Raw genomic sequence first — 13,845 nt, forward strand, 5'->3', positions numbered from 1 at the left:
TGAGTATTATCAATATATTGAGGCATACGCCTTTAGAGTCGGCAGGTAATTTGCCTAGACATTTAGAGCATTTATTAGAAAGTTCAAAAATGTATGTATTACCTGAAAAAAGGCATAGGCTGTGTCCGAGAGTAGTTAAAGGAAAACCTGCAAAATATCCAAAGAAAAAATGCCAATCAGCTTAACTGACTGGCATTAATGCAAGGCATGGTTTTTTATTCATGATGCTAAAATAGCCTAAGCAATATAGAGCTATAGGACATACTAACCAATTTGAATATCTGTCGTTGGATGCTTTAAACGACTTTTCTTTGGTGTTGCAATTAAATAAGCCAATGTCAGAGGACCTAAACGTCCTGCATACATCAGAATACATAAAAGAGATAACCCCGATGGACTGAGTTCATTGGTTACGCCACGAGAAAGTCCAACTGTACATGCGGCTGACATGACTTCAAACAGTAAGTCGAGAAAATTTTTATTTGGTTCTAAAATCAGCATTACAAACAGACCAAGAAAAATCAGCATGCATGTAATTAAGGTAACAGCCAACGCTTTAAATGCAGTTTCATGTGAGATGGAATGTCTAAAAATCCGAATTTCATCACTACGTCTTAAAAATGCCACCACACTACAGGCTAAAACAATAAACGTCCCAACTTTAATCCCACCAGCGGTACTTAAAGACCCACCACCAATGAACATGAGTAACATTGTCAGTAGTGTTGCCGCATTGCCCATTTGTCCTAAATCAACAGTATTAAATCCTGACGAACGAGGAACGGTTGCATGTACCCAAGCATTCACAGCTTGATCGGTCAGAGACATATTTCCTAACGTTAGCGGGTTATTGGCTTCTAATATCCAAATCAAAACAAATGAAATGATATTGAGTGCAGCAATTGTCATTAAAACCAATTTACTGTTGGCGCTGAGTTTCTTCCAACGTAAGGTTCGCTTTAAGTCCATTAACACCAAAAAACCTAATCCGCCGATACTATATAAACAGCTAATGCAGAAACAAATCCAATAATCTTGATAAAAATCGACGAGTCCATGCGGGGAAAGCGCAAAGCCTGCATTATTAAATGAAGAAATACTATAAAAAATAGCATAGTGCAGGGCGGTACTCAGGGGAAATTCGGGGAGCCAAAGGAGTGTTAAGATCAGTATCCCAATTGCCTGAAAAAATACCGTATATAAAAAGACATTCTTTGCAATTAAAACCGCTTTATTTAAACTGGTTTGTCCAAGTGTATCTTGCACCATGAGTTGTTGGCGTAAACCCAAATTGGGTGACAGGCTCATGGCAGCCAATACAGCGAAGGTGGTAAATCCTAATCCTCCAATTTGAATTAAGGTCAGTAAAACCACTTGTCCAAATGGAGTGAGTGATTCACCGATATTAATCACCGAGAGCCCTGTAATGGTCACGGCAGATGTTGCAGTAAATAAAGCATCCATCCAAGATAAATCAGCATAATGTGCCATAGGTAGTTTGAGTAAGATTGTACCTATGCAAATACAACTGAGAAAGCCGAGAGCCAAAAGTTTAGGTGGACTGATATTGAGTGTTTTTTTTGGTGCAGATTTGAGATAAATCATGGACTAAAGCTCTCGGATAAGCGCTGTAAGTCGCTTTGTAAACCCTCTAAAATCAGTAAATCACCTTGCTGTAAGGTGGTGAAATGTGCATTTGTTTCATAAAAAACTGTTGTGCCACGCTTGAGCATGAGAACACGTACCATACTGGAAATGCGCATTAAATCAGCTAAATGTGCGCCTTGTAACTGTGCTGGAATCACAATTTTGACAATAAAACGATCATGATCTAAAGCCATATAACGGCTAACAATTGGGTAGCTGAGTGTATGTGCAATACGGATGCCCATATCTTGTTCAGGGTGAATAATCTTATCAATGCCTAAATGAGACAAGATCATATGATGGGATTTGGTTTTGGCTTTTACCCAAATTTTGCTAACCCCTAAATTTTTTAAATTCAGTACACATAAAATACTGGCTTCGATATCCTCACCAATTGCTACAATTGCGGCTTCACATTTCTGAACATTCAATTCTTCAAGCACTTTCTCGTCGGTTGCATCGGCAATCACAGCATGTGTGATACGATCAGCAACATTTTCAATATTGCGCTGAACCGTATCAATGCCGATCACATCATGATTGAGTCGGGTTAATTCAGTTGCAACAGTTTCACCAAAACTACCCAAACCAATAACAGTAAAAATTGCCATAATGTTCCTATATATCAAGTGGCACAACAGTATAAAAATATCTTAATTATTCTTGGTTTAAACAAAAAGTGATGGAATGTAATAAAAAAATTTTTCAACAATCAGAAAATTCTTTTAATATAACCTCAGATGTTATCCAATAAGAAGAGCAAACATGATTAACCAACTATATTCAACATTAAAACAGAGTTTTCGCCCATTAGAAACGGCGCATTTACCTGAACAGAAAGATGACTTTGAAACGCTGTGTGATTGGCTCAATCAACAAGGGTCAAATTTACAATATGTCGAATTAAAACAATATTTTGATAATGGTTTGGAAGATTGCCAATTATTCCAGCAGCATCAGGTCGATATTTCAGCCTTACAAGAAAAGATTGATCATGATATTGAAGCCGCTTTACCCGACGAAGATCAGGAAGATGAATGTGATCAGGCAATTGATTTTTATGATACGGTGTTTGACACTTTATTTGACAATATTAAAGCGGTTGCAGATCCACTCGAATTAAAATTATTGGTGGTGGTACGTGAAAATCCTTATTGGATGGTTGTACCTAACCATGATGAAAAAATCCAAAAACTCATTCAGTCCTTTAATTCTATTTTTGCCAAAGACAATCTATTCTTGGTTGAACACTAAGCCTGATTACATGATCTGAAAATAAAAAAACCGATGTAAAAACATCGGTTTTTTATGCAGTATGCGCTTATTTTAAGAAGCGTTTATAGCCCAAGTTTTGGCTAATTTCTTCATACGGATACGTAATTTTCTCTAAAGTTTCAATCAACACATCTGGCTTTTCATCGGCATCAGTAGCTTGTAAGCCAACCAAAACACGTCCTTCGGCAGCACCGTGGTTACGATAATGGAATAATGTGATGTTGTGTGTTGGGCCTAAGCGTTCAAGGAAGGTGAGTAATGCACCTGGACGTTCAGGGAATTCGACACGGAATAAACGTTCATTGTCGATATTGGCATGACCACCGATTAAATAACGAATGTGTAGTTTTGCAACTTCATCATCGGACAAATCGTCCACATCGTAACTGGATTTGAGTGACTCAAAGATTTCCTTACGCTCAGCCTGACCACCTTTTAAGCTAATACCCACAAACACTTGAGCAGAATGCTCATCATTACAGCGGTAGTTGAATTCGGTAATATTACGACCTTGTAAGGCACGGCAGAAGTTAAGGAATGAACCTTTTTCTTCTGGAATAGTGACAGCATAAATAGCTTCGCGGTGTTCACCTAGCTCTGTACGTTCGGCAATATAGCGCAAACGGTCAAAGTTCATATTGGCACCACACACGATAGACACCATGTTTTTGCCTTGAATATGGGTTTCAGCAACGAATTTCTTGATTGCAGCGAGTGCCATTGCACCCGATGGTTCAACAATACTGCGGGTTTCATCGTAAGTGTCTTTGATCGCTGCGCAGATTTCATCGGTATTCACGGTGATGATTTCAGGCTCAATCACTTTGCCTGAACCATCGGACTTGTCCATACGCAAAATGTCAAATGGCAATGCACCAATTTGTGCAACTGCTGTACCGTCAGCAAATAAACCCACATGAGGTAGAACAACACGTTCATTGGCTGCTAGAGCGGCTTTTAAACATGCAGATTCATCATATTCAACGCCAACAACTTTGACATGCGGTGCAACTTCACCAAAGTAAGCAGCAATTCCTGAAATCAGACCACCACCACCAACAGCAACAAAGATGTAATCGACTTCGCGCCATTGGCGATGAATTTCGTTGGCAATTGTGCCTTGACCAGCGATCACCATTTCATCGTCATACGGTGGAATGAATGTAAGACCTTCTTCTTGTGCGCGTTGCTGTGCGTATTTGTTGGCAGCATCAAAAGCATCGCCGTGTAGCACAACTTGTCCACCAAGACGTTTTACGGCTTGAACTTTAATATCTGGCGTGGTTTGTGGCATTACAATAATGGCTGGAATATTCAGTTTCGCGCCAGACAATGCCACGCCCTGTGCATGGTTACCTGCTGAGGCTGTAATTACACCACGCTCTAACTGTTCTTTAGGGAGTTGGCTGATCCGGTTATAAGCACCACGCAGCTTGAAAGAAAAAACAGGTTGTAAATCTTCACGCTTCAGACGAATGTTATTGTTAAGTTTTTGACTAATTCGTGGTGCTGCTTCGAGAGGAGATTCAATTGCAACGTCATAGACTGTTGCTTGTAAAATTTGTCTTACCAAGCGAAACAACATGTTCATATTCCATTTAACAGTTTAAAATAGGCTAGCATTGTAACAAACCGCTTGTCTTTTGGGCGGCTAAATTACGCTAAATCTTTCATCATTTGAGATATTGAGTTAAAACCATTATGAGTCTATATGCAACCCAAGATGCGAAAAAACAAGCCGCAGCAGAAGCAGCGTTGAAACATTTGCCAAGAGGCGGCATTTTAGGTGTTGGTACAGGCAGTACCGTCAACTTCTTAATTGATTTATTACCAGAATTACAACTTGAAGCCGCAGTAGCAAGCTCAACAGCAACTGCGGAACGTTTAACTAAACTTGGTATTGAAGTGATCGATATGAACCAAGTGGGTAGCCTCGATGCTTATGTCGATGGTGCAGATGAAATTGATCGTCACTTGCACATGATCAAAGGCGGCGGTGCAGCACTGACTCGTGAAAAAATTGTGGCGTCGATTGCCCGTAAATTTGTATGTATCGTGGATGACTCTAAATGGGTTGAACAATTGGGTCGTGAGTTCCCACTGCCAGTTGAAGTGATTCCAATGGCACGTTCTGCGGTTGCCCGTAAATTGGTTTCTTTAGGTGGTGATCCAGTATTTCGTATGAATGAAGACGAACATGCGGTCATGACGGATAATGGCAATGTGATTTTAGATGTTTATAACTTAAATATCTTGGATGCGTTGGATCTTGAAAAAACCATCAATAATATTCCGGGTGTGGTGACCAATGGTATTTTTGCCTTAAACAAGGCAGATATTGCGATTGTTGCAACCAACAACGGCATTGAAGAACGTTTCGCTGTTTAACATGTCGCAGGTTCATTTACCTGAAGTTAAAATTGTACGTCATGCAAGGGCAACTCAGTTGCGCTTGCGTGTCTATACCCATGAAATTCGTTTAACAGTTCCTCTGCGTTGTCGAGCGAAGCAAATTCAACAATTCCTAAAAGACTCAGAATCATGGTTACAAGAGACTTGGCAAAAAGTCCAACAACAAAGCCCCGTTCATTTTCCTGAAAACATATCACTATTATACTATCCTCAAGTCCAGATTGTGCAGCGAGAGCAACGAGCTGGTTTTAGCTTTAAAGCAGAACAAGCCATTGTTTTTGTGAATCAGCAGGCACCAGAACAAGCCTTGAAAAGCTTTGTGATTGCGTATGCCAAACAGGTTTTACCTGATCTTTTACAAGAAATTAGCCAACAGACGGGTTTGTCTTATCAGTCCTGTCAGGTACGCTTTGCCAAATCGCGTTGGGGAAGTTGCAGTACACAACAGAAAATTATGCTAAATGCCGCACTGGTTTTATTGCCAAAAGAAATAATCCATTATGTTTGTGTGCATGAGCTTGCACATACCCGTTATTTTAATCATAGTGCAGAATTCTGGCAGGAAGTGGCGCGACATGATGCTGATTTTCAGCAACATCGCCAACAATTAAAAATGGTGCAGTGGGCAAATTGGTGGCTGGTTTAATCTTAAATAAAATTTGATACATGAAAAATCTATGCAGTTGATTATGAAATAGGTTTAGAAAACCTCATCTTCCTGTCATACTAGCTCAACTTATTTTTTTTAAAAGACAACATGAGGTAATACAACGTGATTTCAGTGGGTATTGTAGGTGGCACAGGTTATACAGGCGTTGAATTACTTCGTCTTCTACTGAAACATGCACAAGTACAAGTGCGAGTGCTTACATCACGAACTGAAGCAGGTAAGCGTGTTGCCGATATGTTCCCAAGTTTACGCGGGCATACCGATTTAGAATTTTCCGATTTAGATTTAGATGTCCTTAAACAATGTGACGTTGTATTTTTTGCTACACCACATGGCGTAGCGATGCAGCATGCGCAAGCGTTGATCGAAGCCAACACTAAAGTCATTGATTTGGCGGCTGACTTCCGTTTACAGAATTTAGAACAATTTGAAAAATGGTATGGCATGCAGCATGCCTGCCCAGAATTATTAAAAGATTCTGTTTATGGTTTATCTGAATTAAACCGTGAGCAAATCAAAAATGCCAACGTCATTGGTAATCCGGGTTGTTATCCAACCACAGTTCAACTTGGTCTAGCACCAGTCCTGAAAGCAGCACAAGATCTAATTAAACCTGAAAGTATTATTATTGATGCAAAATCAGGTGTATCTGGTGCAGGTCGTAAAGCAAGCCTTGGCATGATCTACTCAGAAAATGCAGATAACTTTAAAGCTTATGGTGTTGCAGGGCATCGTCACCATCCAGAAATTGTGGAAGCACTTGAAAATATTTCAGGTCAAAAAGGTGTATTTGAACAGATTATTTTTGTTCCGCATCTTGTTCCAATGATTCGTGGCATGTTGAGTACGATCTATGTGGATTTGACAGAAGCAGGTGCAGCAATTGATTTACAGGCATTATATGAGCAGTTCTATGCCAATGAAGCTTTTGTTGATGTCATGCCCGCAGGAAGCTCTCCAGAAACACGAAGTGTACGTGGCGCAAATCAATTGCGCATTGCGCTACACAAACCAAGCCCAAATAAACTGATTGTACTTTCTGCCCAAGATAACTTGGTGAAAGGTGCTGCAGGTCAAGCAGTGCAAAACATGAATATCATGTTTGGTTTTGCAGAAGATGAAGGCTTGGCAGGGATTGGTTTATTACCATAACGTTTTAAGTAGGATGTGCCATCATGGTGATGGCACAGCAAAATTGAGCATTCGTGATGACAGATCAAACTACAGAATCGAATAATCCTCTAGACTCATACGCTGAGCCAAAACCCTCTTTTTTACAAACCAATAAATTCTTGATATTGGCTGGAATTGTGCTGCTGTGTGGTGGAACCATACTCGGATATTCGGTAGGGCACCGACAAGGTCTATCCGTTGTAGGTTACGATGCGGATGCCCAAGCGTTGATTGAAGTTGTACAAAAGCAGAAAGATACCTTAGCAAGTTTGAATAAAAGCTATAACATGGCTGTTCAGGAGCGTGATATTGCAGTGAGCAATACCAATGACTTAACGACCGCCCTGAATCAAGCTAAGGATGATTTATCGATTGCGCAATCGCAAAGTCAGATTTATCGTGAAGTATTACGTCAGCGCGGTGGTTTAAGTCTAACTATACAAAACTTAAGTGTTAAACCTCTCCCTGAAAATGCCTATGAATATCAGCTTGATTTGGCGCAGGTGAGTCCAAATAACAGTCGTGCTGTAGGCTCTATTGAAATTCGTTTAATTCGTGGTTCAGAAGTCTTGGTCGTGCCAATGGAAGACAGTAATTTTAATTTCATGGACTTTGAGCGTCTAACGGGTCGTTGGACGATGCCAAAAGGCTTTGTACCACAATATATTGAAATTCATGTCAACGGATCAGTTCCTGAAGTTCGACGTTTTAGTTGGCTACAGGGTGAAGAAGTTAAAAACTCACCAGCTTTTGTGTCTGAAGTTCCACAAGCAGAAGCACGTACCCAATAATCATGGCATTAGATGTTGTAATCAGAATGAAACGAAAAATTTGTTTAAATGATGTAAGAGCAGCTTTTCAGCAATCAGGCTATGTAGATTGGCATTTAACCCCAATCATGCATGATTCAACAGAAGATGATCATCCAGATTCTGATCTTGCTGTGAAAACTGCACCACCTGAATTAAAGCGTCCACCTTTGTACGCTGTGGTGTTGTTGAATGACGATTACACCCCAATGGACTTTGTTATTGAAATTTTACAAGAATTCTTTGCAATGAATCTTGACCAAGCTACTCAAGTAATGCTAACTGTACATTATGAGGGGAAAGGTGTTGCAGGCGTTTACCCTCGAGATATTGCTGAGACAAAAGCAAATCAGGTCAATAACTACGCTCGGTCCCAAGGTCATCCATTACTTTGCCAGATTGAGCCAAAATCATAATAAGGGGGTCACATGCTCAGTCGCCAATTAGAAGTATCATTGCGTTTAGCTGTCAGCATGGCTCGACAAAAGAGACATGAGTTTTTGACAGTTGAACATTTACTCCTTGCTTTGCTTGATAATGATTCTGCGGTCAATGCTTTAAAAGCTTGTGGTGCAGATGTTGTTACGCTACGTAAAGAGTTAGAAGAATACGTTGAGCAACACACACCAAAACTTGGTGAAAATAGTGAGCAAGCTCCACATCCGACCGAAAGCTTTGACCGTATTTTACAGCGTGCAATTTTCCATGTTCAGTCGAGTGGTGGTGATCGTACAGTAGAAGGTGCAGATGTACTGGTTGCCATGTACTCTGAGCGAGATACTTTTGCTGTTTACTTATTAAAACGCCATCAAATTAACCGTTTAACGCTAACTCAATATCTTTCACATGGCGCACGTAAAGAGGAAATTCAGGTTGAAGAAGAATCTGATGATCTCGATGGTGAAACTGCCAATACAGCCAATGGCCCATTAGAGCAATACACTACAAATCTGAATGCTGAAGCGGCTAAAGGCAAAACAGATCCACTGATTGGTCGTGAAAAAGAAATCGAACGCACTGCACAAATTCTTTGCCGTCGCCGTAAGAATAATCCATTGCTTGTGGGTGACCCTGGCGTTGGTAAAACCTCAATCGCTGAAGGTTTGGCATGGTTAATTGTAAATGGTAAAGCGCCACAACCATTGGCAAAAGCTGAAGTTTATAGTTTAGATATTGGTGCATTGGTTGCAGGTACAAAATACCGTGGTGATTTTGAAAAACGCTTGAAACAATTGTTGGCTGCGTTGAAGAAAAATCCGAATGCAATTCTATTTATTGATGAAATTCATATGATTATTGGTGCAGGCTCAAGCATGGGCAGCACTATGGATGCATCGAATTTGATTAAACCTGCATTGGCGAATGGTTCTTTACGTTGCATTGGCTCAACAACTTTTCAAGAATACCGTCAGGTATTTGAAAAAGACCATGCTTTGTCTCGTCGATTCCAAAAGGTTGATGTCAATGAGCCAAGCATTAGTGAAACTATTGAAATTTTACGTGGTTTAAAAAGCAAGTTTGAAGAGTTTCATCATGTTGAATATGATGATAAAGCTTTGGTTTCAGCGGTTGAATTATCTGCAAAATTTATTAATGACCGCTTCTTGCCAGATAAAGCAATTGATGTCATTGACGAGGCTGGGGCACAGCGCCGTCTAAAACCAAAAGATGATATTCTGATTACTGTTGAAAACATTGAAGATATTGTTGCAAAAATTGCACGTATCCCACCAAAAACAGTGTCTAAAGATGATAAAAGCATCTTGGAAAATCTGGAACGTGACTTGAAACGTGTGGTATTTGGTCAAGATGAAGCAATTACTGCTTTGGCTTCAGCGATTAAATTGTCACGTGCTGGTCTAAAATCTCCAGATAAACCTGTAGGTAACTTTGTCTTTGCAGGCCCAACAGGGGTAGGTAAAACTGAAGTCACAAAACAATTGGCGAAACTTTTAGGTGTAGAGCTGGTTCGTTTCGATATGTCGGAATATATGGAGCGTCATGCTGTTTCACGCTTAATTGGTGCACCTCCTGGCTATGTTGGTTTTGACCAAGGTGGTTTACTCACCGATGCGATTCATAAAAATCCGCATTGCGTGTTATTACTCGATGAGATCGAAAAAGCACATCCAGACGTGTATAATTTGTTATTACAAATCATGGATCATGGCTCATTGACCGATAACAATGGACGTAAATCTGATTTTCGTAATGTGATCTTGGTTCTAACCACCAATATTGGTGCAGAAAGTATTTCACGCAGCAGTATTGGCTTCACAGAACAAGATAATAGTAATGATAATCAAGAAGCAATGAAACGTGCATTCTCACCAGAATTCCGTAACCGTTTAGATGGTGTGATTCAGTTCAAAGCTTTGCCAACTATGGTGATTGACTCAGTTGTTGATAAATTCTTAACTGAATTACAAGCTCAACTTGATGATAAGAAAGTGGTACTTGAGGTTGATCAGAGTGCCCGTGACTGGTTAGCAGCCAATGGCTATGATCGCTTAATGGGTGCTCGCCCAATGCAACGTTTGATTCAAGAACATTTGAAAAAACCGCTTGCAGAAATGATTCTGTTTGGTGAGTTGGCTGAATATGGTGGCAATGTCGCTGTTACTGTGAAAAAAGAAGATGGTAAAGATATTGGCTTACAATTGACTGTCTTTGAAGATCAAACGGCTGAACCTGCATAATCTATGAATGAAATCTTATCGATAACCCAAATACTCCGTGTATTTGGGTTATTCTTTTTAACTGCTATCGCTGAATTATTGGGCTGTTATTTTCCTTATTTGATTTTGAATCAAGGGAAAACAGCATGGTTATGGATACCAACGGCAGTCAGTCTGATGGTCTTTGTGTGGTTGCTGACTTTACATCCAGTAGCATCGGGCAAGATTTATGCGGCGTATGGTGGCGTTTATATTTTTACCGCATTGTTATGGCTGCGTTTCGTTGATCAGGTTGCATTAACACGGTGGGATATTTTAGGGGGCGTTATTGTGTTAATTGGAGCAGGAATGATCATGTTGCAGCCACAAGGTTTAATTCGTTAAAAATAGCTTAAGTACGGTTTAAATTTTAAAAAATGTATAGCTGATTACTTAATTGGGCAGAATAGTTAAAACCATTATGAAATGGTACGCTTGGCAACATGTAAAAAAAGTAGCAGTTTTTACAGATTTTTACCTAAATTTTGGATTATGATTTTTTAATAGCAAATAAGAAAAATACAAAGAACTGACATTTTTCTGAAAGACATTGCTGTGTAGATTCAATGGTTTTCTAAACTATAGATTTTAATTTTGGTTAATTTTTAAAAATATAATTATTTTCATAATATGATAATAAATGTAAAAATATTGGTTTTTTAAGATTTTTTTAAGGAAGTATTCTTAAGTTAAACCTATTGATTCACTTGATTTAATCAAGGCTGCTTTAAGGAGAAAGCAATGAATATGCAATACCTACACAAACCGAACTACTTTTTCTTTGCACACAAAATGGTATTGTTTTTGGAAAAGTATATCAAACAGCATCCTATGGAACAGGAAGTGCATTTTAATCTGCAAACAATTTATGATTTATTCAGTTATGACCGTGCATCAAGTACAGTGAATTTGGAAGGTATTTTAAATATTGTGGATGAATATTTAATCAATACGCATCAAGGTATCGTCAACTTAGTCCATAAATATGATATCCATCTCGATAATCATGTACTGAGTTTAAATTTCCACCCACAAGCCATGCAAAGTGTGATTAACGGCGAAAGTGTATTTTTTCCGAAAGTGGCATAATTTAAATTTTCTTAAATTAAAACAGGCACATTATGTGCCTGTTAATTTGAGTGTATCAATCGTCGGTAAATATTGATCCTGTCCAACCATAAAACGGTGCTGAGCGAGATTCAACATTTCTTCATCTTCATGGCTGTTGCCATAGGCATAGATTTGATCATATTCTGCGATATTATAATTCGCTAAAATTCTTAATTTCTTCTGCTCACTACTACAATCTGGACTTGAATATTGACCCGTTAAAATATCCTGTTGTTTTTCAGTTTCTGTACAGATGAGAGCGACATTTAAGTGCTGTGCAATGGGCTGCAAATACAGATCTAAAGACGCGGATACAATTGCAACATCATGTCCAAAGTCCTGATGCTGTTTCAATTGTGCCAATAACACGGGGTTGAGTTGTTCAAGTAGTTGGTGACTATAATCCCATGCCAGTTGCTCAATTTCTGGATATTTTTGCTGGCTGAACATTTGACTATAGAGCTTGGCACGCATGGCATGTGCAGGATATAAATTTAAATAATAGCCTTGTATCCACGGTAAAATTTTTACACCTTGCCGAAAAATATGCTTTTTTGACAAGGTATAGAAAATAAACTGTGTAAAACTGTCTGTTAAACACAGTGTTCCATCAAAATCAAACAGGGCAAGGGTCTTGGCTTGCTGCTTTATGAAGTTTTTAGACGTTTGGCACGATGCATACATGATTCGTAGCGTCCATTTACACGACTGGCATACCAATTGGTATTATAATCACGGCTGAGTTTTGGCCCAGAAATGACCACTTGTGGCATGACTGCATATGGCATTTCTTTTTCAGTTTTCTGTTTATATAGCTTTGCAACAGCTAAATACGTTTGCGTTTTCTCAAAATCTTCGGTTTTCTCTTCTCTTAAATCACTACGCAACTGTCGTGCCGTAATAATCACGCCTTTTTGTGCAAATAGTTTTGCCAGTGCCAGTTCAGTTGAACTTTTTGTGGATTGGACATCTTCGTTTTTATCGTACAGCAACAAATCACCATCTAAAGATAAATCAGCATCAGTCAATGTATTCAGTGCTTTTTGGAATGAAGCATTTCGGCTTGAATACATGCCTGAGTTATAGTCGGCAAAACGATAAATTGGTTTGTCATAGTCCGCTTTATACAGCATCAAGCGATGAATACCATAATACATACCACCATATTGGGTATATAAATAATCACGTAGTTCATTGACATTCATTCGATCACGTTCATGATCTTGCGCATATCGCACCAAAACTTGCATAGAACCCAAGGTCGTAATCGGATTCATCCGCTCACCAATATCCTGACCAACCAATTTCGCTGCACCTGTTAAAGCACTGACATGATAATGCTTGGACATATAGTCAAAAATCTGACGATACAAAACATCTAAGTCTTGTTCAGTTTTGACTTTTGCCATTTGTTTTAAATAGCTATTTTCAGGTGTTGGCTGAGTTTTAAGAACTTTCTCAAAATAACCCGCAATGGGTGTACCAATCGTTGCACCCAATTTGTCGGTAAATTTCTCTTTTAAACGAGTATTCACTTCTGCTACTGCTTTTTGCCCAAGACCAGGGACGCGAGGGCTGGCAACAAAATTCGATTCCTGATCGACAATCGCTACAATGCTACAGACATTTTCCTTGGACTTTTCAATTTTAAGTTCGTCCATAATGTCGTTCATGTCTTTTGCCCAAGACTCACGATTACTCACGTGAGATGGTATCAAGCGCTTGATTTGTTTTTCTTTCAGAATTTTTTCATCATCTTTAGAAAATAAAGAATTTTCACCACAAGCCACCAAGCCTGTAGAGACTGCCAAAACAGTTAAAACCCGACAAATCGGGTATAAAAAATCAGATTTATTCATGTACGCTAAACACTAATCACGTATTAAGCCAAGGCGGCTGTTTATACGGCGATTGTAGAGCGTTTTATAACAGATGTATATTGTTAGACAATCGATTTGCAGCATTTTAAAGACTGACTGATACGCTCAGGAAGCTGACTTGGTTTTACTGTATGATCAGCATACAATTTGTG

At 39.2% G+C, this 13,845-nt stretch carries 14 protein-coding genes and 1 pseudogene; 10 read left to right on the forward strand and 5 right to left on the reverse strand.

All coding sequences use genetic code 11. The features are described from left to right. Positions 1-185 (forward strand): annotated as a pseudogene (locus GBN19_RS15915) (IS4 family transposase); the annotation flags it as partial. Between the two features lie 79 nt (positions 186-264). Here GBN19_RS15915 and GBN19_RS08195 read toward each other — a convergent pair. Then, a complete protein-coding gene (locus tag GBN19_RS08195) occupies positions 265-1,605 on the reverse strand; it encodes a TrkH family potassium uptake protein (protein WP_151777797.1) in 1,341 nt (446 codons plus the stop codon). After that, complete coding sequence (locus GBN19_RS08200; RefSeq protein WP_151711054.1) at positions 1,602-2,258, reverse strand: potassium channel family protein; 657 nt, start codon at positions 2,256-2,258, stop codon at positions 1,602-1,604. Before GBN19_RS08200 ends, GBN19_RS08195 begins: the two co-directional genes overlap by 4 nt. Positions 2,259-2,412: 154 nt before the next feature. Between GBN19_RS08200 and GBN19_RS08205 the strand changes: the two genes are divergently transcribed. Continuing rightward, positions 2,413-2,901, forward strand: coding sequence for a hypothetical protein (locus GBN19_RS08205; protein ID WP_151777798.1), 489 nt, complete (start codon positions 2,413-2,415; stop codon positions 2,899-2,901). 67 nt (positions 2,902-2,968) lie between these two features. Here the strand turns inward: GBN19_RS08205 and ilvA are convergent, their stop codons facing one another. After that, positions 2,969-4,513 carry a threonine ammonia-lyase, biosynthetic gene (gene ilvA / locus GBN19_RS08210; protein WP_171492633.1) on the reverse strand — a complete coding sequence of 515 codons (1,545 nt, stop codon included), beginning with the start codon at positions 4,511-4,513 and terminating at the stop codon, positions 2,969-2,971. A 110-nt stretch (positions 4,514-4,623) separates the two neighbouring features. Here ilvA and rpiA point away from each other — a divergent pair, with 110 nt between their 5' ends. The 8 genes from rpiA to GBN19_RS08250 all read left to right on the forward strand — a co-directional run bounded on the left by rpiA (position 4,624) and on the right by GBN19_RS08250 (position 11,792). Further along, positions 4,624-5,310, forward strand: a complete 687-nt coding sequence (gene rpiA, locus GBN19_RS08215; RefSeq protein WP_151710642.1) for a ribose-5-phosphate isomerase RpiA — start codon at positions 4,624-4,626, stop codon at positions 5,308-5,310. A 1-nt stretch (position 5,311) separates the two neighbouring features. Beyond that, positions 5,312-5,980 carry a M48 family metallopeptidase gene (locus tag GBN19_RS08220; protein ID WP_151777799.1) on the forward strand — a complete coding sequence of 223 codons (669 nt, stop codon included), beginning with the start codon at positions 5,312-5,314 and terminating at the stop codon, positions 5,978-5,980. A 126-nt stretch (positions 5,981-6,106) separates the two neighbouring features. Continuing rightward, positions 6,107-7,156, forward strand: coding sequence for an N-acetyl-gamma-glutamyl-phosphate reductase (gene argC / locus GBN19_RS08225; RefSeq protein WP_151777800.1), 1,050 nt, complete (start codon positions 6,107-6,109; stop codon positions 7,154-7,156). Between the two features lie 56 nt (positions 7,157-7,212). After that, complete coding sequence (locus GBN19_RS08230) at positions 7,213-7,968, forward strand: DUF6776 family protein (protein ID WP_151777801.1); 756 nt, start codon at positions 7,213-7,215, stop codon at positions 7,966-7,968. A gap of 26 nt (positions 7,969-7,994) precedes the next feature. Beyond that, entirely contained in the window at positions 7,995-8,402 is a 408-nt protein-coding gene (clpS, locus tag GBN19_RS08235; protein ID WP_375707864.1) for an ATP-dependent Clp protease adapter ClpS, read from the forward strand. Between the two features lie 12 nt (positions 8,403-8,414). Continuing rightward, positions 8,415-10,685 carry an ATP-dependent Clp protease ATP-binding subunit ClpA gene (clpA, locus tag GBN19_RS08240; protein ID WP_151777802.1) on the forward strand — a complete coding sequence of 757 codons (2,271 nt, stop codon included), beginning with the start codon at positions 8,415-8,417 and terminating at the stop codon, positions 10,683-10,685. A gap of 3 nt (positions 10,686-10,688) precedes the next feature. Next, positions 10,689-11,048, forward strand: a complete 360-nt coding sequence (locus tag GBN19_RS08245) for a YnfA family protein (protein ID WP_151777803.1) — start codon at positions 10,689-10,691, stop codon at positions 11,046-11,048. A gap of 396 nt (positions 11,049-11,444) precedes the next feature. Beyond that, positions 11,445-11,792: a hypothetical protein gene (locus GBN19_RS08250; RefSeq protein WP_151777804.1), complete on the forward strand. Its 348-nt coding sequence runs from the start codon at positions 11,445-11,447 to the stop codon at positions 11,790-11,792. Positions 11,793-11,822: 30 nt separating this feature from the next. Here the strand turns inward: GBN19_RS08250 and GBN19_RS08255 are convergent, their stop codons facing one another. Next, a complete protein-coding gene (locus GBN19_RS08255; RefSeq protein ID WP_151710650.1) occupies positions 11,823-12,497 on the reverse strand; it encodes an HAD-IB family hydrolase in 675 nt (224 codons plus the stop codon). Then, on the reverse strand, positions 12,461-13,672 hold the full coding sequence (locus GBN19_RS08260; RefSeq protein ID WP_151777805.1) for a DUF1615 family protein: 1,212 nt from the start codon (positions 13,670-13,672) through the stop codon (positions 12,461-12,463). Before GBN19_RS08260 ends, GBN19_RS08255 begins: the two co-directional genes overlap by 37 nt. Positions 13,673-13,845: the final 173 nt, after the last annotated feature.

It is taken from the genome of Acinetobacter brisouii (genome assembly GCF_008993995.1).
In the GTDB taxonomy this organism is placed as follows: domain Bacteria; phylum Pseudomonadota; class Gammaproteobacteria; order Pseudomonadales; family Moraxellaceae; genus Acinetobacter; species Acinetobacter brisouii_A.

Coding starts and splice junctions, on each gene's coding strand:
- GBN19_RS08195 (WP_151777797.1), bottom strand. CDS start 1,605: ATGATTTATCTCAAATCTGCACCAAAAAAAACACTCAATATCAGTCCA.
- GBN19_RS08200 (WP_151711054.1), bottom strand. CDS start 2,258: ATGGCAATTTTTACTGTTATTGGTTTGGGTAGTTTTGGTGAAACTGTT.
- GBN19_RS08205 (WP_151777798.1), top strand. CDS start 2,413: ATGATTAACCAACTATATTCAACATTAAAACAGAGTTTTCGCCCATTA.
- ilvA (WP_171492633.1), bottom strand. CDS start 4,513: ATGAACATGTTGTTTCGCTTGGTAAGACAAATTTTACAAGCAACAGTC.
- rpiA (WP_151710642.1), top strand. CDS start 4,624: ATGAGTCTATATGCAACCCAAGATGCGAAAAAACAAGCCGCAGCAGAA.
- GBN19_RS08220 (WP_151777799.1), top strand. CDS start 5,312: ATGTCGCAGGTTCATTTACCTGAAGTTAAAATTGTACGTCATGCAAGG.
- GBN19_RS08230 (WP_151777801.1), top strand. CDS start 7,213: ATGACAGATCAAACTACAGAATCGAATAATCCTCTAGACTCATACGCT.
- clpS (WP_375707864.1), top strand. CDS start 7,995: ATGAAACGAAAAATTTGTTTAAATGATGTAAGAGCAGCTTTTCAGCAA.
- clpA (WP_151777802.1), top strand. CDS start 8,415: ATGCTCAGTCGCCAATTAGAAGTATCATTGCGTTTAGCTGTCAGCATG.
- GBN19_RS08245 (WP_151777803.1), top strand. CDS start 10,689: ATGAATGAAATCTTATCGATAACCCAAATACTCCGTGTATTTGGGTTA.
- GBN19_RS08250 (WP_151777804.1), top strand. CDS start 11,445: ATGAATATGCAATACCTACACAAACCGAACTACTTTTTCTTTGCACAC.
- GBN19_RS08255 (WP_151710650.1), bottom strand. CDS start 12,497: ATGTATGCATCGTGCCAAACGTCTAAAAACTTCATAAAGCAGCAAGCC.
- GBN19_RS08260 (WP_151777805.1), bottom strand. CDS start 13,672: ATGAATAAATCTGATTTTTTATACCCGATTTGTCGGGTTTTAACTGTT.